The 22,449-nt window shown below is 69.9% G+C and carries 17 protein-coding genes and 2 tRNA genes; 9 read left to right on the forward strand and 10 right to left on the reverse strand.

The features are described from left to right. Positions 1-92: 92 nt before the first annotated feature. Positions 93-1,991, forward strand: a complete 1,899-nt coding sequence (gene malQ, locus BC793_RS09330; protein ID WP_373871191.1) for a 4-alpha-glucanotransferase — start codon at positions 93-95, stop codon at positions 1,989-1,991. Here malQ and BC793_RS09335 read toward each other — a convergent pair. The 3 genes from BC793_RS09335 to BC793_RS09345 all read right to left on the reverse strand — a co-directional run bounded on the left by BC793_RS09335 (position 1,946) and on the right by BC793_RS09345 (position 5,141). Next, entirely contained in the window at positions 1,946-2,278 is a 333-nt protein-coding gene (locus tag BC793_RS09335) for a hypothetical protein (protein WP_109591272.1), read from the reverse strand. The two genes, malQ and BC793_RS09335, sit on opposite strands and share 46 nt — an antisense overlap. A gap of 62 nt (positions 2,279-2,340) precedes the next feature. Continuing rightward, the gene (locus tag BC793_RS09340) at positions 2,341-3,594 is read right to left on the reverse strand and encodes a DUF1501 domain-containing protein (RefSeq protein WP_109591504.1); all 1,254 of its coding nucleotides are present in this window, start codon (positions 3,592-3,594) and stop codon (positions 2,341-2,343) included. A gap of 2 nt (positions 3,595-3,596) precedes the next feature. Continuing rightward, on the reverse strand, positions 3,597-5,141 hold the full coding sequence (locus BC793_RS09345; protein WP_239169727.1) for a DUF1800 domain-containing protein: 1,545 nt from the start codon (positions 5,139-5,141) through the stop codon (positions 3,597-3,599). A gap of 82 nt (positions 5,142-5,223) precedes the next feature. Here BC793_RS09345 and BC793_RS09350 point away from each other — a divergent pair, with 82 nt between their 5' ends. After that, the gene (locus BC793_RS09350) at positions 5,224-6,075 is read left to right on the forward strand and encodes a spermidine synthase (protein WP_109591276.1); all 852 of its coding nucleotides are present in this window, start codon (positions 5,224-5,226) and stop codon (positions 6,073-6,075) included. Positions 6,076-6,235: 160 nt separating this feature from the next. Continuing rightward, entirely contained in the window at positions 6,236-7,201 is a 966-nt protein-coding gene (locus BC793_RS09355) for a translation initiation factor 2 (RefSeq protein ID WP_109591278.1), read from the forward strand. Positions 7,202-7,211: 10 nt separating this feature from the next. Here the strand turns inward: BC793_RS09355 and BC793_RS09360 are convergent, their stop codons facing one another. Then, positions 7,212-8,423, reverse strand: coding sequence for a TerC family protein (locus BC793_RS09360; RefSeq protein ID WP_109591280.1), 1,212 nt, complete (start codon positions 8,421-8,423; stop codon positions 7,212-7,214). 9 nt (positions 8,424-8,432) lie between these two features. Beyond that, positions 8,433-9,041, reverse strand: a complete 609-nt coding sequence (locus tag BC793_RS09365) for a pentapeptide repeat-containing protein (RefSeq protein WP_239169728.1) — start codon at positions 9,039-9,041, stop codon at positions 8,433-8,435. Between the two features lie 399 nt (positions 9,042-9,440). Here BC793_RS09365 and BC793_RS50510 point away from each other — a divergent pair, with 399 nt between their 5' ends. Together BC793_RS50510 and BC793_RS09375 are read left to right on the forward strand one after the other, a co-directional pair. Then, positions 9,441-10,637: a lamin tail domain-containing protein gene (locus BC793_RS50510; protein ID WP_239169729.1), complete on the forward strand. Its 1,197-nt coding sequence runs from the start codon at positions 9,441-9,443 to the stop codon at positions 10,635-10,637. A 330-nt stretch (positions 10,638-10,967) separates the two neighbouring features. Beyond that, positions 10,968-11,041, forward strand: a tRNA-Met gene (locus tag BC793_RS09375). A gap of 1,262 nt (positions 11,042-12,303) precedes the next feature. On the opposite strand, the gene BC793_RS09380 is transcribed toward BC793_RS09375, so the two are convergent. The 3 genes from BC793_RS09380 to BC793_RS09390 all read right to left on the reverse strand — a co-directional run bounded on the left by BC793_RS09380 (position 12,304) and on the right by BC793_RS09390 (position 16,552). After that, positions 12,304-12,377 (reverse strand) — tRNA-Met (locus tag BC793_RS09380). A 62-nt stretch (positions 12,378-12,439) separates the two neighbouring features. After that, entirely contained in the window at positions 12,440-15,418 is a 2,979-nt protein-coding gene (locus tag BC793_RS09385; protein WP_203896050.1) for a UPF0182 family membrane protein, read from the reverse strand. Between the two features lie 105 nt (positions 15,419-15,523). After that, the gene (locus BC793_RS09390) at positions 15,524-16,552 is read right to left on the reverse strand and encodes a YlbL family protein (RefSeq protein WP_109591286.1); all 1,029 of its coding nucleotides are present in this window, start codon (positions 16,550-16,552) and stop codon (positions 15,524-15,526) included. Between the two features lie 90 nt (positions 16,553-16,642). On the opposite strand from BC793_RS09390, the gene BC793_RS09395 reads away from it, so the two are divergent. Continuing rightward, positions 16,643-17,878, forward strand: coding sequence for a zinc-dependent metalloprotease (locus tag BC793_RS09395; RefSeq protein WP_109591288.1), 1,236 nt, complete (start codon positions 16,643-16,645; stop codon positions 17,876-17,878). Positions 17,879-17,887: 9 nt separating this feature from the next. Here BC793_RS09395 and BC793_RS09400 read toward each other — a convergent pair whose 3' ends face one another. Both BC793_RS09400 and BC793_RS09405 read right to left on the reverse strand, forming a co-directional pair. After that, positions 17,888-18,484 (reverse strand): hypothetical protein, encoded by a 597-nt coding sequence (locus tag BC793_RS09400; protein WP_109591290.1) that lies wholly within the window; start codon positions 18,482-18,484, stop codon positions 17,888-17,890. Between the two features lie 96 nt (positions 18,485-18,580). Next, entirely contained in the window at positions 18,581-19,111 is a 531-nt protein-coding gene (locus BC793_RS09405) for a M48 metallopeptidase family protein (RefSeq protein WP_109591292.1), read from the reverse strand. A gap of 447 nt (positions 19,112-19,558) precedes the next feature. Between BC793_RS09405 and BC793_RS50210 the strand changes: the two genes are divergently transcribed. The 3 genes from BC793_RS50210 (at position 19,559) to BC793_RS09415 (ending at position 22,425) form a co-directional block, all read left to right on the forward strand. Continuing rightward, positions 19,559-19,720 carry a DUF5679 domain-containing protein gene (locus tag BC793_RS50210; RefSeq protein ID WP_170153756.1) on the forward strand — a complete coding sequence of 54 codons (162 nt, stop codon included), beginning with the start codon at positions 19,559-19,561 and terminating at the stop codon, positions 19,718-19,720. 207 nt (positions 19,721-19,927) lie between these two features. Beyond that, positions 19,928-21,052 (forward strand): hypothetical protein, encoded by a 1,125-nt coding sequence (locus tag BC793_RS09410; RefSeq protein WP_109591507.1) that lies wholly within the window; start codon positions 19,928-19,930, stop codon positions 21,050-21,052. A gap of 26 nt (positions 21,053-21,078) precedes the next feature. Beyond that, positions 21,079-22,425 (forward strand): ABC1 kinase family protein, encoded by a 1,347-nt coding sequence (locus tag BC793_RS09415; RefSeq protein WP_109591294.1) that lies wholly within the window; start codon positions 21,079-21,081, stop codon positions 22,423-22,425. Positions 22,426-22,449: the final 24 nt, after the last annotated feature.

A 22,449-nucleotide genomic window follows, 5' to 3' on the forward strand; every position in this document is an offset into this window, starting at 1 on the left:
ACGCGGATCTGGTGGCCCTGGCCGACGCGCACGGAGTGGCCACACGGTATGAGAACTGGCAACGCCAGGAGACCGAGGTGGCGGCCGAGTCGGTGATCGGGGTGCTCGGCATGCTCGGCGTCGACGCGAGCACCCCGGCGGCGGTCCGGGCGTCGCTGGCCGAGGCCCGCCGCCGGGACAGTGGTGACCGGCTGCCCGGGACGATCGTGGTGCGGGCCGGGAGCGGGCGGGCGCTGCCGGGCCCGGCCGAGGTCACGCTGGAGGACGGCACGGTCCGGCGGCTGGACCGGCTTCCGCCGGATCTGCCGCTCGGCTGGCACCGGCTGCGGCGCGGGGACCAGGAGGTCACCCTGGTCGTGGTCCCGGAGCAGCTGCCCGAGCCGCCGGACACCTGGGGCTGGATGCTGCAGCTCTACACCCTGCATTCGGCCGGTTCGTGGGGCATGGGTGATCTCGGCGACCTGCGCGACTTCGTGTCCGGGTCGGCGGGGGCCGGCCTGGTGGTGCTGAACCCGTTGCACGCGATCACTCCGGTGGCGCCGGTGCCGGCGTCGCCGTACTCGCCGTCCAGCCGCCGCTTCGCCAATCTGCTCTATCTGCGGGTGACCGACACCGCGGAGTACCGGGGGGCCTCGTCCGAGCTCCGGGACAGGGTGGACGCCCTGCGGCCCGCGCCGGCCGCCGACGGCCTGATCGACTACAACGCGGTGTTCCGGGCCAAACTGGCGGCACTCGAGCTGCTCTGGCCGCTGGCCGCGCCGGTGGACCTGGAGCGGGATCCGGGGCTGACCGACTTCGCACGGTTCTGCGTGCTCGCCGAGGAGCACGGGCCGGACTGGCGGCAGTGGCCGTCCGAGGTGCGCCGCCCCGACAGCCCGGCGGTGCGGGCGATGGACTCCGACCGGATCGCCTTCCACGTCTGGATCCAGGGGCTGCTGGAGGAGCAGTTCCAGGCCGCCGACCCCGGTGGTCTGCCGGTGGGGATCGTGTACGACCTGGCGGTGGCCGTGGAACCGTCCGGCGCCGACGGGTGGCTGCTCCAGGACGTGCTGGCGATGGAGGCGCGCACCGGGGCACCGCCGGACGCCTTCAACCAGCTGGGCCAGGAGTGGGGTGGCGTGGCGTGGCGACCGGACCGGTTGATCGAGACGGGCTACGCCGCGTACCGGGACATGCTGCGCCGGATCTTCCGGTACGCCCGGGGGCTGCGCGTCGACCACGTGGCCGGGCTCTGGCGACTGTGGTGGGTGCCGGCCGGGCTGGGGCCGGCGAACGGGACGTACGTCCACTACGACCCGGAGGCGATGCTGGGGATCCTGGCGCTGGAGGCGTACCGGGCCGGGGCCGTGGTGATCGGCGAGGACCTGGGCACGGTGATGCCGGTGGTGACCGAGGGCCTGCAACGGACCAACATGCTGGGTTCGGCGGTGCTCTGGTTCACCCGGGACGACGAGGGCGGCTACCGTCCGTCGGCCGGCTATCCGCGCAACGCGCTGGCCAGTGTCTCCACCCATGACCTGCCGACCGCGGCCGGGTTCCTGGCCGGGGAGCAGGTCGAGGTGCGCGCCGCGCTGGGCCAGCTGGCCGGGCCGGTGGAGCAGGAGCGGGAGTCCTGGCGGGCGGACCGGGCGCTGCTGCTGGAGCGGCTGCGCGCGGAAGGCCTCATCGGCGCCGATCCCGCCGACGAGGACGTGGTGGTGGCGATGCACGAGTTCCTGGCCGGCACCCCGTGCCGGCTGGTGACCGCGTCCCTGCACGACGTCCTGCTGGAGCGTCGCCAGCCGAATCTGCCGGGCACCTTCGACGAGTACCCGAACTGGCGCATCCCGCTCGGCCGGGACCTGACCGAGGTGGTGGCCGATCCGCTGTTCCGCAAGGTCGCCGGGATCCTCGGCAACCGGCCGCAACCGCTGCCCGGGCGGCACCCGGGAGCGGCGGGACCGGATCAGATCGCCAGCGGTGCCGGCGGCGGGTCGTCGTCCAGCGCGTAGAGCATCGGGTGCAACGGCAGGTAGGTGTGCGGTTCCCGGCAGCGCGCCGGGGGCAGCAGTGAGGAGCGGTGATCCGGGTGCTCGTGGCAGTGCCGCAACGCCCGGGTCACCGCGTCCTCGTGGTGCCGCCCGCCGCCGTACTCGCCACAGCCGGAGCAGTCCCACCGCCAGAACGGCGCGCCCTCGTCGGACGTGTGGCGCCGGATCCGCAGGGGCGGGCCGGCCGGGTCGACCCGCGGGGGCTGCCGCTGTGCGCCGATGACCTCGGCAAGCGAGTTGCTGGACATGAGAGTCAGTGTGGAACGCACCGTTCGTGACTTATACCTGTTTTGACGGAATATCGCCGCTTTCAGCGTGCGGTGACGATTCCCAGGCTCGACGCGGTCACCCCCGGGAAGACGCCCGCCAGATCGCCGACGCCACAGCGGGCGCGCAGGATCTCCCCGATCACCGCCCGGTAGTCGGTGGTCACGGCCAGGTCGCCGTCACGCAGCTGCGCCGTGGCCAGGCCGGGCCATCGTCCGTACACCTTGCCGCCCTTGACCGCACCGCCGAGCACGAACATGGCGTTGCCGTAACCGTGGTCCAGCCCGCCGGAGCCGTTCTGCGTGACCCGCCGGCCGAACTCGCTGATGGTGATCAGCGTGACCCGGCGCAGCCCGTCCGGGCCGAGGTCGGCGGCGAAGGCGGCGAGCGCCGAGGCGAGCGCCTTGAGCTGGTCGAACATCCGCCGGCCGGCGACCGCCGGGCCCAGGTTCTCGTGCATGTCCCAGTCGCCGGAGTCGACGGTCGCGCTCATCAGCCCGGTCCCCGATTTGATCAGCCGGGCCACGTCCCGCAGCGCGGCGCCCAGATCGGTGCCCGGATAGACCGCCCCGTTGGCCGGCTGGTATCCGGCGGCCCGCATCTGCGCGGTCTTCTGGAGCGCGCCGTTCAACTGCCCGGCGGTCTGCCGGAGCGCGGCCGGCGCGCTCTCGTAGATCTTCGCCATCGTCGCCGCGATCGGCCGGCCGGCCTGCTCACCGGTGAGCACCGTCTTGTCGATCGAGGTGATGCCCAGGTAGGGCGCCGGACCGGCGAGCACCCGGGCCGGCATCGCGGTGCCCATCGCGACCGCCCGCATCGGATCGGTGGAGCCGGTGAGACCGAGCATCCGGTTCAGCCAGCCGGTGCGGATCGAGGTGCCGGGCGCGGCCCGTTCCAGATCCTCCATGGCCGAGAAATGCGACCGGTTCGGCGCCGGCTGCCCCACCGCCTGGATCGCGGCCAACTGGCCGCCGGTCCAATACGGCAGCAGCGGCGACAGCGCCGGATGCAGACCGAAGAAGGATCCACCCCCGATCAATTGCGTTTTCGGTACGGCGATCGAGGGCCGGGCCGCGTAATAGGCGGCGTCGCCCGCCGGAACCACGGCGGACAGCCCGTCGAAGCCACCTCGCAGTGACAGCAGCACGAGGACATCCCCGGCATACGCCGGATCGGCGGCGAACGCGAGACTCGTGTCGAGGGTCGCACCGGCCAGCCCGGCCAGGGCGCCGGCCAGCACACTCCGCCGCTTCAGCAGGGTTCGCTGGTTGTCCGCACAGCCACACAACTCCGTCATGATCACCTCAACGCGAAGGACGGGGAGTTCAGCAGCATCCCCATCAGATACGGATACATCCAGCCGGCCGCCGGGTCGTTCACCTTGAGCGGCGACGCCGGGGTCTTGCCGTAGAACTGGGCCAGCGCGGCGGTCTGCGCGGCGGGCGGCACGACCCCGAGCAGCCGGGTCGCGGTCCTCTCGATCAGCGCGCCGTACGTGGCGGGCAGCGCCCCCACCATCCCGGTCAGCAGGTTCGCCGGCCGGACCAGCGTCTCCGGCCACCATCCGGCCGCGATGGACAGGTGGAAGTTCCACCGCACCAGCAGTCCGGACGGCGAGGCCCAGGCGGCCGCCACATCCGGGTAGCCGTTCGGCGGCCCCCAGAACAGCGGGGCCTGCCCGGCGTCGCGCGCCATCCAGTACAGGCTCTCCAGAAACTTCGTCCCGGTGGCCGCCGGCCCGTAGCCCAGCGTGCGCACCGTCGCGGCCAGGTCCTCGAGCGGGGTGCGGGTCTTGGCCCCGATCGAGGCGGCGAACTCCGCGGAGGTGAACAGCGCCCGCAGCACCGGCACGATCGCCGTCCGGTTGTCCAGATAGACCTTGATCAGCGTGGTGATCAGCGACGCCGGCGGCTCGTCGGCGACGAACCGCACGCACAGCTTGGTGACGATCCGGCGGGCCGTCGCCTGGTGCATGGCCAGGTAGTCGAGCAGCTCCAGGGCGGCCGCCTCACCACCGGCCGTGGTGGCGTTGGCGTGCTGGAACGCCAGCACCCGGATCGCGCCGGTGGCGTGTCTCGCCGCGTCGTACCGGTACTTCCCGGTGCCGTTGTCCACCGTCAGGCCGGTGAGCAGCCGGGCGGCGTTCTTGACGTCCGCCTCGGTGTAGGCCAGCCCCACGGTGTGCAGCTCCAGCAGCTCCCGCCCGTAGTTCTCGTTCGGGGCGTCCTTGCCGGAGAACCGGTTGTCCAGGTACGTCAGCATCGCCGGGTGCCGGGCCGAGGCCTTGAGCAGACCGGCGAACGTCCCGAGGGCGTGCTGACGGATCATCGTGTCGTAGTCGATCCGGCTGTCCCAGACGTCACCCTGCGGGCACGTCACGTTGAGGTGGTTGCTCCAGAAGTCGGTCATCACCTCGAGGAGCTGCCGCTCGCTCCAGATCGCCCGGGCGATGGCGGCCCAGCCGAGCTGCCACATCGGGTCCCAGCTGTACTGCTTGAGCGTCCCGGCGGACACCCGGGAGCGGATCTCGGCGATGGAGAGGCGGGCCAGCGGCAGCCGGGCGACCACGCCGTCGGCCACCGGGTCGGGAATAGCCGCCGGGTTGAGCTGCCGGTCCAGCCACGCCGCGGCACCCAGCCTGCGGATCTCGGCGATCGAGGCCGGGCTCGGCCCGTAGGTGGCCCGGCGCAGCAGGTGCAGCAGCGGGTCGGTGGGCACGAGACCGGCCGGGGACGGCTCGGCGGCCGCGGCGGGCGTGCCGGCGGTCAGGGCGACCGCGGCGCCGGCGGCGGCGATCCCGCCGACCACACCGCGCCGCGTCATCATCTGCGGGAGGGCACTCACGGGGATAAACGTCGGAAGTTTCCGGTGTCACTTGTGCGTTCCCGCGCCGCTGCTCCCGATTCGCTACCTGGATACTGGCCCGATGGCACAGCGCAGGGCGTCACGGAGGCGGGTGGAGACGGTCGCCTCGGGCGTCGCGGAGCTGGTTCCCGACCCCGATCGCGACACCGCCTGGACGCTGCTGCTCGACGGGGCACCGCAGTCGCACGTCGACCTCGCCGACCCCACCCACCTGGAGTTCGAGTACGTACGGCGGATGGCCGCCGCGATCGACCTGGCGGCCCCGGCGGGCCGCCCGCTGCGTGTGCTGCATCTGGGCGGCGGTGCGCTCACCCTGCCGCGGTATGTCGCGGTCACCCGGCCCGGCTCGGCGCAGCGGGTGGTCGAGATCGACGGTCCGCTCGTCGAACTGGTCCGGCAGGCGCTGCCGCTGCCGGCCGCCGCCAACATCCGGGTACGCGTCGCCGACGCCCGTGCCGCGGTCGAGGGCATGCGCGACGCCGGGTACGACGTGGTGGTCCTGGACGTGTTCGCCGGCGCCCGCACCCCGGCGCATCTGGCGTCGGCCGAGTTCGCCGAGCAGGTGGCCCGGGTGCTGGACCCGGCGGGCCGGCTGATCGCGAACGTCGCCGACGGCCCGCCGCTGCGGTACGCCCGCGCCCAGGTGGCCACGATCCGGGCCGCACTGCCGGAGGCGTGTCTGGTGGCGGACTCGGCGGTGCTGCGCGGGCGGCGTTTCGGCAATCTGGTGGTGGTCGCCGGGCGTACCCCTCCGCCGGTCGCCGAATTGTCCCGCCGGGCCGCCGGTGACTGGTTCCCCGGGCGGGTCGAGACCGATCTGGATCGCTTCAGCGGTGGAGCGTCTCCCGTTCCGGACGCCACGGCGGTACCCTCTCCCCTACCGCCCGAAGGCCTCTTCGGTAACCGTAAGTAATCGCAGGGTCGGCCGTTGGTGTATCCCTGGTCACCGTCCTGTGTCGATTTCGCGAGTTCCGGTGTGATTCACGCCCGGTGACTGGCGACACCGCCGGTACCCGGTTGTAATCGTTGCGGCCGCTGTTCACGAGATCGCGGCAGGCACGGGGAAGGCAACCATGTTCCACCAGCACTTCCTGTCCCATAAGGGCACGGACCTCGGACCGCTGGACGGCGGTGAGCGCATCCTCTGGCGTGGCCGCTGCGCCGTCGCGGAGTACGCGTTCGACGAGGCGTCCTCGCTGCCCCGGTGGACCCTGCCGGAGGAGACCGACGTCGTCGTCACGGATCGCCGGGTGCGGTATGTCCATGACAGTGAGGACACGCACAGTAGTGGCGAGTTGTTCTGGCTCTGGCCTCAGCACCTGCGTGTCCAGCCGGGAAACCGGGAGACCGGCCGCAACGGCACGGTCACCCAGATCCAGCTGGTCTGCAAGGGGCCGGAGGGTACCTTCCCGGCTCTGGTCTTCGCCGGCGGCGAGCTGAGCGGGATCACCGCCGCGGATCATCTGGCCAACACGATGCGGCAGGCGATCGCCCGGTTCCGGGTGGAGAACGCCGATCTCATCGGGGTGCCGGCCGTCCATGCGCGGATGCTGTCCCGGCTGGTCATCGGGCCGGAGTTCAGCAACCACCTGGGCGGGAAGGGGCAGACCGTGACGCTGCTCGGCGAGGTCCCGGTGCCCGCCCCGGAGGCGAAGGAGCCCACCTACGAGGAGTCCTCGTACGCGGAACCGGCCTACGCCGAACCGGCCTACGCGGAGCCCGCATACCAGGAGTCGGCCTACCAGGAATCCGCCTACCGGGAGCCCGCTCACCAGCAGCCGGCCTACCAGGAGGCCTCCTACGCGGAGTATCAGGAGCCGGTCTCCGGCCCGCGCGACCACTCCGACCGGCCCGGCGTGGAGGCCGACGCGCTCCGCGCCGAGGAGGCCCTGCGCGCCGAGCTGGACTCCCGGCAGTCCGAGCCGGATCTGGCGTCCCGTGCCGCCAGCCTGGCCGCCCGGGTGGCGAACCTGGTCTCCCGGTCCCCCGACGACGGTCAGACGACGAACCTCTCCTCATACCTCAACCGGGACCGCTGAGAGCCGCCGCTCAGCTCGCCGCCGGCACGAAACAGCGCCCGGCGGCGACACGCTCCTCGTGGACCCGGTGCGCGCGGTCCAGCAACTCCATCAGCTGCGCCTCCTGAGGTATCAGGGCCCGCTGCTTCTCCGACAGCGCCCGGACCCTGTCCTCCTCGACGCGCATCCGGTGATAGACCTCGTCGCAATACTCCGGGTCGGTCTCCACGTCGAGGAACTCATGCGCCGACCGGCGGGCCGCGGCCGCCGCGGTCCGGGCCTGCCCCTTCGGGCTCAGCAGCGACGCGACCACGGTGACCAGCAGGACACCGACGATCGCCCCGAGGGACACGGTGGTCGGGATCTCCACCACGTCGACCGGCTCACCGCCGTTGATGAACGGCACATTGTTCTCGTGCAGGGCGTGCAGGACCAGCTTCACGCCGATCAGGCCGAGGATCGCGGCCAGCCCGTAGGACAGGAAGACCAGACGGTCCAGCAGGCCGTCGATCAGGAAGTAGAGCTGCCGCAACCCGAGCAGGGAGAAGGCGGTGGCGGTGAAGACCAGGTAGACGTTCTGGGTCAGCCCGAAGATCGCCGGGATCGAGTCCAGCGCGAACAGGATGTCGGTACCGCCGATCGCCACCATGACCAGCAGCATCGGCGTGAGCACCCGCTTGCCGTCCTGATAGGTGAAGAGCTTGTCCCCGTCGTACGTCTCCGAGGTCCGCAGGAACCGCCGCGCCAGCCGGATCACGATGTTGTCCGGCGCCTCGCCGTCGTCCCGTTTCTCCTTCAGCAGGTTGCCCGCGGTGACCAGCAGGATCAGCCCGAACAGGTAGAAGATCCAGGCGAACGAGTTGATCAGCGCGGCGCCGAGCAGGATGAACCCGGTCCGCGCGATCAGCGACACCACGATCCCGAACAACAGCACCTTCTGCTGGTCAGCACGGGGCACCTTGAAGCTGCTCAGCAACAGCAGGAAGACGAACAGGTTGTCGACCGAGAGCGCCTCCTCGGTGACGTACCCCGCGAAATACTCCTGGCCCATGGTGGCGCCGCCGAAGACCCAGACGCCGACACCGAACAGGATCGCGATCGACACGTAGATCGACGTCCACCGCGCCGCCTCACGCAGCTTGGGCACATGAGCCTTGCGCACGTGGAAGAAGAAGTCGAAGAGCAGCAGGCCGACGATGCCGGCAACGGTCAGGACCCACACCACACCGGACACCGGTTGCATGCGCCCATCCTAAGGGTGATCGGCGCCGGTCACTGCGGCACGCAACTGTGACGCGGTCAGGAAGATCGATCCCTCCAGATTCGCGCCGCGCAGATCCGTACCCCGCATGTCGGCGCCGGTGAAGTCGGCCCGCCGCAGATCCGCGTCACGCAGGTCCGCGCCGATCAGCAACGCCCCGCGGAAACTGGCACCGCGCAGATCGGCACCGCGCATGCGCCGGCCGATCAGCCGGGCGCCACTGTGGTCGGGGCGTCGCCCGGCGACCCGGGACCGGGCCATCTCGCTGGCCCTCCGCAACAACGGCACGATCCTCATCCGGTACGCCTCCACGTCCAGCCCGCGCAGATCGTCCGGACCCCCACCGGCCAGGGCGTCGGTCTCGTCGAGGGCGGCCCGTAGCTTCGGGTGCAGCCGGCGCGCCTCGTCCAGCTTCAGCGCCTCGGTCAGGTACCACATCAGCTCGTGCAGCTGCCGCACCACCGGGAGTGACGCGAACATGTCTCCGGCCAGCTCCGGCGCGGACCGCCAGTCCCGCCCGCCGAAGGTCTCCTGGGTGATCCGCTGACCGGCCCCGAAGCAGTCGAACACCACGCAGCCGGGGAATCCCCGCCGCGGCAACTCCTCATGAATGGTGCACCGGAAATCGTCACCCAGATTCCGGCAGGGCCGCCCGGCCGGCTTGTCGACCGCAAAATCGGACGACTTGGCGAAAGCGGGGGCAACGCAGCACAACGCGGCGCACCGAGAACAATCGGCGGCTAGTTCCAACATTTCTTGTACATTCCCTCGATCGGCGCTGGCGACAACTTTACCGACAGCCCGGCAAACACCTCCCCACCTGCAATTATGATCACGGCAGGGCCGACGGCACCTACGGGTAGGGTGCGCAGGCGAGAAGGCCGATGGCCCCCGGATTTGTTTTCGATAATCTCGCGACCGATGCCGGAGCGGGTTATTCCGCCCGCACTACGGAGGATCTCGAACATCATGTACACACGACCGAAAACAGTTTTCGGTATGGGTTCCGCGCTGGGCGTACTCATCGCCGGTACCGGCGTGTTCGGCAGCACACCGGCCTGGGCCGCGGCGCCGACCTTCGACACTCCGGCCGCCCAGGTCGGCTACGGCGAGGTGACCCTGACCGGCACGGCCACCGCGAACGCCACCGTCACCCTGCGTGAGGCGGCCTACAAGTGGGGCAAGGACGCCACCCAGGGGTCGGAGCTGTCACCGGCCACCCAGTTCGAGGACGACATGCCCACCACCGTCACCGCCAACAGCAGCGGCCGGTGGACCATTCACCGGATCATGGACTCCGGCTTCGTGTGGGCCGTCGAGTCCGGCGGGCAGTACTCCCGGATCGTGGAGGCGCCGCTCAAGGTCGGCGCCACCTTCACCGTCGCCTCGACCGGCGCCAACAGCATCAGCTTCAACGTGCACACCAGCCCCGACCAGCCGTACTTCCCGGTCCGCGTGGAACGGCAGAACGGCGGCAGCTGGGTGGAGGTCGCCTCCGGCGTCACCGACGGTCCGGCCGGCGAGGGTGGTGCCACGCCACCCAACGACGACGGTGACAACAACGCCGAATTCCAGGGCGCCGCCACCGGTCAGCCGGGCGGGCAGCAGACCTACCGGGCGGTCATCGCCGAGACCGGGAACGCGGCGTACGCCTCCGCCGAGAACCTGATCACCAGCAACACGTACACCCAGATCGTCAACGTCGGCGGCACCGGCGGCGGCACCACCCCGCCGACCACGACCCCCACCACCACGCCCACCACGCCGCCGACCACCACACCGCCGACCACCAGGCCCCCGACGACGCCCCCGGCCCCACCGGCCGTCGGCTCCGTCCAGTTCACCCGGATCGCGTACAACGCCGCCGGCGTGGACAACCGCACCAACAAGAGCATCAACGGCGAGTACGTCCAGCTGACGAACCGCAGCAGGAAGAACATCAACCTCAAGGGGTGGACCTTCCGCGACGCCGCCGGCAACCTGTACCGGTTCACCACCAGCTACACGCTCTACGCCGGCAAGTACGTGACCGTCCGCACCGGCAAGGGCACCAACACCGCCCACACCCGGTACTGGGGCAAGAGCTACCACGTGTGGAACAACAGCGGCGACACCGCGACCCTGCGCACCGACGCCGGCAAGACGATCGACAGCTGCCGGTGGACGAAGGCCGGCAAGGGCTACACCACCTGCTGACCCGCGATCGGCCCTCCGGGAGCCCCCCGGAGGGCCGATGCCGCTGATCACCCCCTGTAAGCGGGGGCCGGCGCGAGCAACAGTGGGCCGAAGTCTTCAACGCCTTCACCCGAGCCGACGGCACCGAACGCTACGCCGTAACAGGCCTCGGCCTCGCGCATCGTCCAGCGCATCATCGGAACGCCACGGCGGCTCGGTAGGCGTCGAAGCCAACCCGGCGGTGGTAGCCGCTTCCGGTCCCCCTTCCCCCTCCCCCTCCGGCCCGGCAGTCGACCTCATGGGGGCCGTTTTGCACCCCGCCGACCCGGTGCGCTAGTCTTTACCTACCGACGCGGGGTGGAGCAGCTCGGTAGCTCGCTGGGCTCATAACCCAGAGGTCGCAGGTTCAAATCCTGTCCCCGCTACGAGTGCAGAGGGTCCTTGTTCGCGGAAACGCGGATCGGGACCCTCTTCTCGTTTCCCGGAAAGGCCGAGCCCTCCGGACCCCGCTCGTTAAGGGCTGGCGGCGAGTGTGTGCCCGCTCACTATTACCCTTCACCGCGCACCACGAGGCGCCTTGGCAACGATCTAAGAGTGCCCCGCGAGGAAGACGGACTGTGGCTTCCATCTCAGCTACGTTGCCTCCTCCCGGCTTTCCGCGTCGCCTCGGCTTCGTTCGCGCCGCCTCAACCCCCACCTGGCCGGCTCCACAGCTCTTCGTGGAACTGCCCGCACCACGGTGGATCGCGCCCGGCTGGTCCCCACCGCTGTCTCAGACGAGCTGAGACAGCGGTGACAGCCAGCCGGATCTTCCCGGCTGGTCGTGACCGCTGTCTCACGCGCCTCGAAACAGCGGTCACAACCAGCCGGGAAGATCGCCGGAGACCGGCATGCTTCGGAGCGGCCTCGACCGGCTTCTGCGCGACACACCGTGAAGCAGGCGCTTCCGACTCGACGGCATCATGCGCCTCGGCTGGCGGGCTACGTCAGCAGAGACGCCCGATCAGGTAGCGAACGAGCATGGGCACGACATGGAGAGCAGAAGCCTGGGCGTCGCCTGGCTGACGAACTGGCGTCCGGAATGGGTTTCGGTCGGGTTCGAGGTCGGGGCTGGGAGGGCTTCGGCCACTACGACGGCGCGCGGCGGTCCAGCCGGAAGGTCCGAGAGCGAGAAGATGCCACCGCCAGGGCCGGGCAGCCGCCTGAGCTCCAGCCAAGCGAGAAGCGCGCCATGGGTACCCGAGACGAGTAGTCGACCGAGTTGACGTAGCCAGCGGACGGGAACAACCGAGGGAGCGTACAACCGGGCGAGTCGGACCCCTGGCTAGGAGCAGCGGCAGGACGCCGGCAGGTGGCGGTCACCCGGACCCACCCCAACCTTGATGACGGAGCCGAAGAGCAGTCTCCTGAAACAACCGAAGTGCGGAGAAGAAGATCTCGGAATGGTTCGGCCCCACCCAGCCGAAACGCCGCTGGGCGGGATCGCCGGCCTAGGCTTGGACGGGACCACCGGCGCGGGAACTAGTGCTGAGGCTGGGGGACGGCCGGGGCAGGATCACCGGAACCGGGATCAGGCCGGGCGGGACCTCTGGGGCCGGGGCTGGGTTTCCGCCGGGGTCGGCAGAGGTCCGGAAACGAGAAGAGGGTCCCGATTCGCGTTTCCGCGAACAAGGACCCTCTGCACTCGTAGCGGGGACAGGATTTGAACCTGCGACCTCTGGGTTATGAGCCCAGCGAGCTACCGAGCTGCTCCACCCCGCGTCGGTAGCTAAAGACTACCGCACCGTCTCCGGGGACCGCAAAACGGCCCCCGGAGACGATGGTCACCCGCTCGGTGTGGGTGTCGGGCTTGCGCTGGTGCTTGCCGCGCCGAGGGCCTGGAACCGCTTGATGGCCTCGTCGAGGGCGATCAGTGCTGCGCCTTCCTTGGCGAGGTCGCCGGCCCGCTTCGCGGCCTTGAGATCTTCGATGGCCCGGTCGACGGCGGCGGCGGCCGTCGCCAGATCGCCGGTGACCTGACCGGGCGGCGGGTTGGCCGGCGAGACACTCGTGCTGGGTGTCGGGGTGGCGCCGGGCGTGGTGGGTGTGGTCGGGGTGGACGGCGTGCCGGTGGGCGGTGGGGCGGCCTTGCCGAGGGCGGCGAGCGCTTCCAGGCCCTTGGTGAGGTTGTCCTCGAGGACGACGTAGGTGCCGCCGTCGCCGTAGGACATCAGCACCTTCTGCAGCAGTGGTGCGGCCCCGGCCTGGCTGCTCTTCACGTAGACGGGCTCGACGTACAGGATGTCGTTGCCCAGTGGCAGTGAGATGAGGTTGCCGTAGAGGACGGATGCCTGGCCGCCTCGGTTGAGCAGCGTCAGCTGGTTGGAGATGTTGTCCTTGTTGACCATCAGCTGGTGCACCTGGACGGGGCCGGGTGCGATGGTGTCGTCGCGTAGTTCCAGTATCTCGAGCCGTGGTTCACCGTTGACGTACGAACCGGAGACCAGGGCCGCCATGTTCTCCCGTTTGAGGGGGGTGACGCCGGCAGTCAGCTGGAACCGGGTCTCCTCCTGTTCGGGGAGTTTGACGTTGAGGTAGAACGGCGGCTGGAACCCGCTCTGCGGCGCGTCGGGTGCGTTCGGGACCTGCCAGAAGTCCTCGCCGGAGAAGTAGGTCCGCGGGTCGGTGACGTGGAATCGGGTGAGCAGGTTGCGCTGCACCTTGAACATGTCGGCCGGGTAGCGGAAGTGCTCGGCGAGCGCCGGCGGGATCTTGTCCTTCGACTGGATCAGGTCACCGCCGAACGCCTTGTTCCACGCCTTGAGGATCGGGTCCTTGTCGTCGAACTCGTAGAGCGTCACGGTGCCGTCGTACGCGTCGACGGTCGCCTTGACCGAGTTGCGCATGTAGTTGACGTCGTCGCGGGCGAGCGCGAACGATCCCGTGCCGGTGAGCTCGTCCTTGGTCTCGGTGGCCAGGTTGATCTTCTGGGCGTACGGGTACGTCTTCGCGGTCGTGTAGCCGTCGAGGATCCAGACGATGCGCCCCTCGACGACGGCCGGGTACGGGTCGCCGTCGATGGTGAGGAACGGCGCCACCTTCGCGACACGTTCCCGGGGTTCGCGGATGTACATCAGCTTGGAGTTCTCGTTGACCGCGTCGGAGAGCACGAAGTTGCTCTCGGTGTTCTTGATCGCGAAGATCATCCGGCGGAAGAACGACCCGATCTCGACGCCGCCCTTGCCGGAGTACGTGTAGTACACCTCGCCCGCGTTGTTGCTGTCGCCCTGCGGCCGGTCGAACTCGACGTTCTTACCGTCCTCGTTCTGGCCGACGATCGCGTACTCGGTGGATCTCTCGCCGTAGTAGATCCGCGGTTGTTCGGCTTCCAGCGCCTCGGTCGGCGTGATGCAGCTGTTGACGTTCTCGCCGCCCTCACTGCCGAGGACGCCCGAGGCGAAGAACGGCAGACCGGTGCCGCACTTCTGGTTGGCCGGCGCCGCCACCAGGCCGTAGCCGTGGGTGTAGACGGTGTGCCGGTTGAGCCAGTTGCTCTGCTGGGCGGTGAGTTTCTCGTCGTCGATCTCGCGGGCGCCGACCACGTAGTCCTGGGTCTTGCCGTTGATCGTGTAGCGGTCCACGTCGAGCTTGTCACCGAAGTCGTAGAAACCACGGGACTGCTGCGACACGGTGAACGCCTGCGAGACCAGTTGCGGGTCGATGATCCGGAGGTTCTGGGCGCTGGTGTCGCTCGCCAGTGTCTCCGGTGGCCGGCCGCTACCGGTGGGGTACTGCGAGACCTCGGTGTTCTCCAGCCCGAACGCAGTACGCGTGGCCGCGATGGACCGCGCTATGTACTCCGACTCCTTGTCGAACAGGCTCGGCTTGACCTGGAAGTTCTGCACGGCCAGCGGGTAGATGCCGCCGATCGCGACGGCCGAGATCGCCAGCAGGGCCAGCGAGACGCCGGGCCAGACCAGGTTTCGCATCACAGCGTTGGAGAACACGATGATCGCGATCGCCACCACCACGGAGATGTAGGCGAGGATCTCCTTGGCCGGCAGCAGTGCGTTCACGTCGGTGTAGCCCGCGCCGTACAGCCCGGGGGACACGTGCTGCTCCAGCAGGAGCGCGCGCCGGTCCAGAACGTACGCCACCGCCTTGAGCAGGACGAACACCGCGACCAGCGAGGTCAGGTGGGCGCGCGCCGCGGTGGTCATCCGGTCACCGACACCCTGCAGCCGCACGCCGCCGAAGATGTAGTGCACCGCGAGCGAGCCGATCACCGACAGCACCACGGCGGTGAAGCCGAGACCGAGCAGGTAGCGCCACAGCGGGTACTGGAAGATGTAGAAGGAGATGTCCACGCCGAACTGGGGATCGGTCTCCCCGAACGGCCCGCCGTTGCGGAACAGCATCCAGTCGCCCCATCGGCTCTGCGCGGAGAGTCCCGCGAAGAAGCCGATGATCACGCCGGTGACGGCGATCCAGGTGCCCAGGCGGGGCGCCAGGATCATGCGGTAGCGCTCCAGGGTGGCCTGCTCCGCTGAATGTGGGCGCAGCAGCGGGCGCAGACGGTATGCCAGGTAGAGGTTGCCGGCGACGATCAACGTCATCACCGCGCCGACCACCAGGAAGAGGACGAGGCGGGTGAGGATCACCCCGGAGAAGACGTCGGTCCTCTCCACCTCGTCGAACCACAGGTAGTCGGTGTACGCGTCGATACCCCAACCGAGCAGCGTGAAAAGAATGAATACCCCGACCAGGACGCCGACGGTCACGCGACCGCGCCGGCTCATCCTCGGTAGAGGACTGTTACGCATGACCAACGTTGGCTCCACACTTCGTCTGGCCGGTGTTTCACCTTACGATGTCGCATCCAGCTTCTATACGCGGCAGAACTGTCTCGTCACTACCGGCGTGTGCATTCACGATGCCGAGCACGGCTTCGGGTCGTTCCCGGCGATGAAGGCCGTCAGCGCGGTGAGCGCGTCGTCCACCGTGGCCACCTCGGCCATGGTGAGGCCGGGCCGGGCGTTGCGCAGCGCCTCCGCACAGTTGTCCTTGGGGACCAGGAACAGCTCGGCACCGGCTTTCTCGGCGCCGACCAGCTTCTGCGGGATGCCACCGATCGGGCCGACGTTGCCGTCGTCGTCGATGGTCCCCGTACCTGCGATGATCTTGCCGCCGGTAAGGTCCTCGGGCCTCATCTTGTCGATGATGCCGAGGGCGAACATCAGGCCCGCGCTCGGGCCGCCGATCTTGTCGAGGTCGATCTCGATCTCGAACGGATGGGGCTGTTTCGTGGCGATCTCGATCCCGATCCGCGGCGTGCCGTCCGTCGCGTCCGCCCGCGCGGCGATCTGCGCGGTCGCCGCCTTGCCGGCACGCTCGTAGGCGAAGGTCAGCGGGGTCCCGGCCGGCTTGGCCCGGACCAGCTCGGAGACCTGGGAGTCCCGGGTGATCGGGGTGCCGTCGATCGAGGTGATGACGTCGTCGGCGCGCAGCACGCCGTCGGCCGCCCCACCGGCGGTGACCTTCCCCACGTAGATCTGCACCGGATAGCCCAGTTCGCGCAGGGCGACCGTCTCGGCGCTGGTCTGCGACTCTTTCCACTCCTGGGCGTTCTGCTCCTGGACCTGCTGCTCACTGCGGTCCGGCGGGTAGATCAACTCGCGCGGCACGACCGCGTCGGAGTCGCTCAGCCAGCCGCGGATCGCCCACACCAGCTCCACCTGTGACTGCACGTTGACGGTGGTGAGGCGCAACTGGCCCGCGGACTTGGAGGTCTCGCCCTTCGTGACCTGGATGACCTCGGTTCCGTTCTCGATACCGAGGGTGTCGACCGTGGGTCCGGGTTTGAGCACCACGTAGGGCATCGGTGCGACCATGACACCGGCAGCCAGCAGAGCGGTGATCAGGGCACCGAGGATGACGGTGACACCGCGACGTCTCATGCGCGTGAGAGTACCCACCCTGTCTGAGTTCTCTCTGAGCTGATACCTCCCTCAGTCCGCTACGGGCTTTTCGCGCGTACCGTTGGGGTCGTGCCTGATATCCCGTTCGGCTTCTCCCTGCCGGGCGCGCAGCCGCCCGACCCCTCCGACCCGCAGCAGATGCAGCAGTTCATGGCGCAGCTGCAGCAGATGTTCGCCGCGCCCGGCAGTGGCCCGGTCAACTGGGACCTGGCCCGTCAGGTCGCCGCCAGCCAACTCTCGGCGGCCGGTGACCCCGCGGTGAACATGCTGGAGCGCCATCATGTCGAGGAGGCTCTGCGCCTCGCCGACCTGTGGCTCGATCCGGTGTGCGCGCTCCCGAGTGGTATCCACAAGTCCGTCGCGTGGAACCGCAACGAGTGGATCTACAACACTCTCGACGTCTGGAAGAAACTGTGCGAGCCGATCGCCGGCCGCATGGTGGGCGCGATGGGTGACCTGGTGCCCGAGGAGGCCCGCCTCCAGCTCGGCCCGATGCAGTCGATGGTCGCCACGCTCGGCGGCGCGCTCTTCGGCGGTCAGCTCGGGCAGGCCTTCGGCCAGCTCGCCGCCGAGGTGCTCTCGGCCGGCGACATCGGGCTCCCACTCGGACCGGCCGGCACCGCCGCCCTGGTTCCCGCCAACATCAAGGCGTACGGTTCCGGTCTCGAACTCCCCGAGGACCAGGTCCGGCTGTACGTGGCGTTGCGCGAGGCCGCCCACCAGCGGCTCTTCGGGCACGTCCCGTGGCTGCGCGCGCACGTGCTGAGCGCCGTCGAGACCTACGCGAACGGCATCACGGTGAACCGTGAGGCGATCGAGGAGGCGATGAGCCGGGTCGACCCGACCGATCCCGAGTCGATGCAGGCGATGGCTCTGGAAGGCATCTTCACGCCCGAGGACACCCCGCAGCAGAAAGCCGGTCTGGCCCGGCTGGAGACCGCGCTCGCGCTGGTCGAGGGCTGGGTGGGTCAGGTGGTGGACGCCGCCGCCGCGGACCGGCTGCCGTCGGTCGCCGCGCTCGGTGAGGCGTTCCGCCGTCGCCGGGCCGCCGGTGGGCCGGCCGAGCAGACGTTCGCCGCCCTGGTCGGTCTGGAGCTGCGGCCCCGCCGCCTGCGCGAGGCCGGCGCGCTGTGGACCGCGGTCACCGAGCAACGGGGCATCCCGGGCCGGGACGCGCTGTGGGACCACCCGGACCTGCTGCCGACCGACGAGGACTTCGCCGATCCCGAGGGTTTCGCCCGCGGCCGGTCGGATTGGGACATCAGTGAGCTGGACAACCTGGGCGAGGGCCCGAAAGAAGACTGACCAGCGCGTTCAGCCGCCGAGGAGGGCCCGGGTGTTCTCCCAGCCCTCCAGAGCGGGGTCCAGGCCGGCCAGATCGGCCGGGCCGCGCAGCCGCCGCCACGGTGGGGTCGAGGTGACCTCACCGGGCGACGGTGCCGTCCTGCGCAGCAGCTGCGCGGAGGCGGTGTCCAGGTCGTGGTCGATCAGCCAGTCCGGCGCGGGCAGGCCGGTGGCGATGCCGAAGAGCCCTCCGCCGGGACCCGCCGGGGCCACGGCCACGGCTTTGGCTTCCAGAGGCGCCAGCAACTTCCCCAGGGTCATTCCGGGTACGTCCGGAGCGTCCGCGGCTATCACGGCGGCCTGGTCGAACCCGTCCGCGGCGGCAGCCTCCAGAACGGGCCGCACGGTGGGCCCGGGCACCTCGTAGATCCGCGTGCCCGGCCAGGCGATCTCCTCGGCCAGCGCAAGGTCGGCGGGGGTGGCGGCGATCGCGGCCTCGGCCTGCGCCAGCCGGGCGAGGAGGTCGACCACGTCCTCGGCCATGGCGGTGCGCCAGGCCGCGAGGTCCACTCCCGGCGGGCTCCACGGCACCGGCACCAGCATTGTCACCACTACTCGCCGCGTCACAGCGACACCCTACTCAGGGTGCTCGCGGGTGGGTGTTCACGGCGTACCGCATCATCGCGTCGGGCGCCGGATCGCCGGCCGCTCTCAGGCCTGATCTTATTCGGCCATCACCAGGGTGCCGGCGGCGGAGACGCCCTCCAGATAGCCGCGGGCGCGCTCGGCCTTGGGGAAGCGGTTGACCAGGTCCCAGAAGCGGTTGTTGTGACTGGGTACGACGAGGTGGGCCAGCTCGTGCAGGAGCACGTAGTCGATGACCCAGTCGGGCATCTCCTGGATGCGGTGCGAGATCCGGATCGTCGCGTCGTCGGGGGTGCAGGAGCCCCAGCGCCCGTTCTGGTTCGTCACCCAGCGCACGCTCGCCGGCACCACCTGGTCGACGTGATCGGCCAGGTAGCGGTTGATCAGGCGGCGGGCGCGGGCCAGCAGCTCGGCGTCGGTGCACCGCAGCCGTTCCTCGCGAGCTTCCAGGCGGGCGAGCATGCGCTCGACCCACTCCGTCTCCTCCGCGCGGGAGAAACGGTCCGGGATGAGCACCACGACTCGCTCGCCGTCGCGATAGGCGGACACCGTCCGTCGCCGGCGCTGGCTGCGCCGCACTTCCACGACAGGCTTGCGCACGCGGGCCATTACCGGCTCGCGTGGCCCAGATTCGGGTTCACATTGAGACGCTAATCCGCCACACCCCGGTTACCGCAAGAGTACGGACAATGACGGTCGCGGTATATGAGCACTTCGCCCGCATATACCCGAAAAAAATTTCCCCACCGGCAACATCGGTGACACCCGTCAAACTAGACCATCGTCGACTCACACGCCCAACCGGCATTTCTGTCCGTTTTATGCCTTTACGATGGGAATCGTCGGCGTGTCCCGGCAAAACTGGCCAAAAAGGGTACGCAGGACCGGCACACTCACGTCGTCGGCGACACCGCCGACGCTGCGCTGACATGGAACCGGCCTGACCTGGGTAAGTGACCGCCCCGGACGGGTGGCCACATCCGCGTGGCAGGTTCGCGCCCGCCGTCGAGAACAAGACATCGGGCCGGGCGGCCGACGATACGACGAGGAGGAACCGTGGCCGACAACACGTACAACGGCTACTGCGTGAAGTGCAAGGAGAAGCGCGACTTCCAGGGTGAAGTTGCGGTCTCCAAGACCGGCATGAACATGGCCAAGGGCAAGTGCCCGGTCTGCGGCACCACGATGAACCGCATCCTGGGCAAGGCCAAGGCGTGACCGCGCTCCGGGGAGGACAGCCGGAGACGGCCGCCCTCCCCGGCACGCCGCACCCGTAACTGTGTTCACTCAGACACGTTGGGTCAAGTGAGCCACTAGAGCACCTGTGGATAACTCCGGTAAAGCTGTGGACAACCCTCACCAGGGCGGTGAGGGCCTGTGGATAACATCATCACTCCGCAGCTTCACAGTGACACCCTGTCACTCATGACCCGGACTCCTCTGCCCCGGCCGACCCTCATCCCGGGCCTCCCGCGCTTCTGGCGCGGCCCCGGTGAGCTCCAACTCGGCCTCGATCCCGCACACGGCGTGGTCCTGCAAATGCCGGATCCACGCGCCGCCGGCGTGCTCGACCTGCTCGACGGCCGGCACTCCGAGCGCCTCGTCCAGACCCGGGCGGCCGAGCTGGGCGTGCCGGCCGGCGAGACACTCGCCCTGCTCGACCTGCTTCACTCGGTCGGCCTGGTGCTGCCCTCCCTCGCACTGCTGCCTCCCGCACTGCCCGCCGTCACCCGGCACCGGCTCACCTGTGAGGCGGCCGCGCTCGCCCTCGGCTCGGCCGGCCCCCGCTCCGAGCCGAGAGAGCGCCTGTCCCCCGCACGGGTCCTGCGTCGCCGCCGGTCGGCCCGGGTCGTGGTCAGCGGGCGCGGGCGGCTCGGCGCCACCGTCGCGGTCGCCCTGGCCGAGGCCGGTGTCGGGCACGTGCATCCCGACCTGTCCGGTGCCGTCGGGGCGGCCGAGATCACCGGTTCCCCGCTCCGGCCGGAGGACGTCGGCGCCCCGAGACGGACCGCCGTGGAGGCCGCGATCCTGCGGACCGCCGCCGGCACCGTGGTCCATCCGGTACGCCGTACCCCCGCGTCCCTGGTCGTGCAACTCGCCCACGACGAGCCGCCCGCCCTGCTCGCCGCCGGATTCGCCGCGCGGCGGCAACCGCACCTGGCCGTCGCGATCCGTGACGGCGTCGCCGTGATCGGTCCCCTCGTGCCGGCCACCGGTGGCCCGTGCCTGCACTGCGTCGACCTGCACCGCAGAGAGCGGGACGGCGGCTGGACCGGGGCGCAGGCGGCCGTCTCCGGCGGCGCCGAGCCGTGCGCGGTGGCCACCCTGCTCGCCGCGACCGCCTACGCGGCCGGTGAGGTGCTCACCTTCCTCGACGGTGGGGCTCCGGAGACCCTCGGTGCCGCTGTGGAGATCGCCGCGCCCGGCCGTTTCCGTCGCCGGACCTGGGCGCCGCACCCCGCCTGCGCGTGCCAACGGCGCCGTCGGAGGCCAACCTTCACCGGACCTTCACCGCATAACCGCCAAACCACCTTGCGACGGGCCGGGTGAGGGGAACCGTCGGTCACAATGATCTGGTGACGGACATACCGCGCCGCGCCGCGTCCCGGACCGCAAAGCTCGCCGCTCTACCGCTCGGCTTCGCCGGGCGCGCCGCACTGGGTCTCGGTAAACGGGCAGTCGGCATCGCCTCCGACGTCATCTCCGCCGACATCCAGCAGCGCACCGCCGAGCAGCTCTTCAGCGTGCTGGGCCAGCTCAAGGGCGGAGCGATGAAATTCGGTCAGGCCCTGTCGGTCTTCGAGGCGGCCCTACCCGACGAGATGGCCGGCCCCTACCGGCAGGCGCTGACCAAACTCCAGGAGGCGGCGCCACCGATGCCGGTGGCGAACGTGCACAAGGCGCTGGCCGAACAGCTCGGGCCGGACTGGCGGGACCTGTTCGCCGAGTTCGACGACAGCCCGGCCGCCGCCGCCAGCATCGGCCAGGTGCACCGGGCGGTCTGGAAGCTGCCACCGGCCCGCCGCAACGGGAAGCCGAAACTGCTGCCCGTGGCCGTCAAGGTGCAGTATCCGGGAGCGGGCGACGCCCTGGTCTCCGACCTCAAACAACTCTCCCGGCTGGCCGGCATGTTCAAGATCATCCAGCCCGGGATGGACGTGAAACCGCTGATCGCCGAGCTCCGGGACCGGATCATCGAGGAACTCGACTACGAGATGGAGGCGGAGACCCAGCGCACGTTCGCCGCCGCCTACCAGGACGACCCGGAGATCTTCGTCCCCCGGGTGGTGACGTCCGCGCCACAGATCCTGGTCACCGAATGGGTCGACGGCACCCCGCTGTCCGCGGTCATCGCCGACGGCACCCAGGCCGAACGCGACGAGGCCGGCCGGCTGATGGCGATCCTGCACTTCTCCGCACCCGGCCGGGCCGGGCTGCTGCACGCCGACCCACACCCCGGCAACTTCCGGATCCTTCCCGACGGCCGTCTCGGCGTCATCGACTTCGGCGCCGTCGCCCGCCTGCCGGGGGGCCATCCCGAGCCGATCGGCCGCCTCGTCCGGCTGGCCCTGGACGGCGAGGCCGAGGCGGTCGTCGACGGTCTGCGCGAGGAGGGATTCATCAAGCCGGCCGACGACATCGACGCGCAGGCCCTGCTGGACTTCCTGCTCCCGATGATCGAGCCCGTCGCGGTCGACCGTTTCCGCTTCACCCGAAGCTGGATCCGCAACGAGGCCGGCCGCCTGGCGAACCCCCGGGGGCCGGCGTACGCATTGAGCCGCAAACTCAACCTGCCCCCGTCCTACCTGCTGATCCATCGGGTGACGCTCGGTTCGATCGGAGTCCTCAGCCAGCTGGAGGCCGAGGCCGGCTACCGGGAGATCCTCCAGAAATGGTTGCCGGGCTTCGCCCCGGTCCCCTGACAGAGGGCGTCCCCCGCCGGCGAG

The sequence above is a fragment of the Actinoplanes xinjiangensis genome (assembly GCF_003148685.1).
Taxonomy (GTDB): Bacteria; Actinomycetota; Actinomycetes; order Mycobacteriales; family Micromonosporaceae; genus Actinoplanes; species Actinoplanes xinjiangensis.

Coding starts and splice junctions, on each gene's coding strand:
- BC793_RS09385 (WP_203896050.1), bottom strand. CDS start 15,418: ATGCGTAACAGTCCTCTACCGAGGATGAGCCGGCGCGGTCGCGTGACC.
- BC793_RS50510 (WP_239169729.1), top strand. CDS start 9,441: ATGGGTTCCGCGCTGGGCGTACTCATCGCCGGTACCGGCGTGTTCGGC.
- BC793_RS09360 (WP_109591280.1), bottom strand. CDS start 8,423: ATGCAACCGGTGTCCGGTGTGGTGTGGGTCCTGACCGTTGCCGGCATC.
- BC793_RS09355 (WP_109591278.1), top strand. CDS start 6,236: ATGTTCCACCAGCACTTCCTGTCCCATAAGGGCACGGACCTCGGACCG.
- BC793_RS09390 (WP_109591286.1), bottom strand. CDS start 16,552: ATGAGACGTCGCGGTGTCACCGTCATCCTCGGTGCCCTGATCACCGCT.
- BC793_RS09340 (WP_109591504.1), bottom strand. CDS start 3,594: ATGACGGAGTTGTGTGGCTGTGCGGACAACCAGCGAACCCTGCTGAAG.
- BC793_RS09335 (WP_109591272.1), bottom strand. CDS start 2,278: ATGTCCAGCAACTCGCTTGCCGAGGTCATCGGCGCACAGCGGCAGCCC.
- BC793_RS09350 (WP_109591276.1), top strand. CDS start 5,224: ATGGCACAGCGCAGGGCGTCACGGAGGCGGGTGGAGACGGTCGCCTCG.
- BC793_RS09410 (WP_109591507.1), top strand. CDS start 19,928: ATGACCCGGACTCCTCTGCCCCGGCCGACCCTCATCCCGGGCCTCCCG.
- BC793_RS09405 (WP_109591292.1), bottom strand. CDS start 19,111: ATGGCCCGCGTGCGCAAGCCTGTCGTGGAAGTGCGGCGCAGCCAGCGC.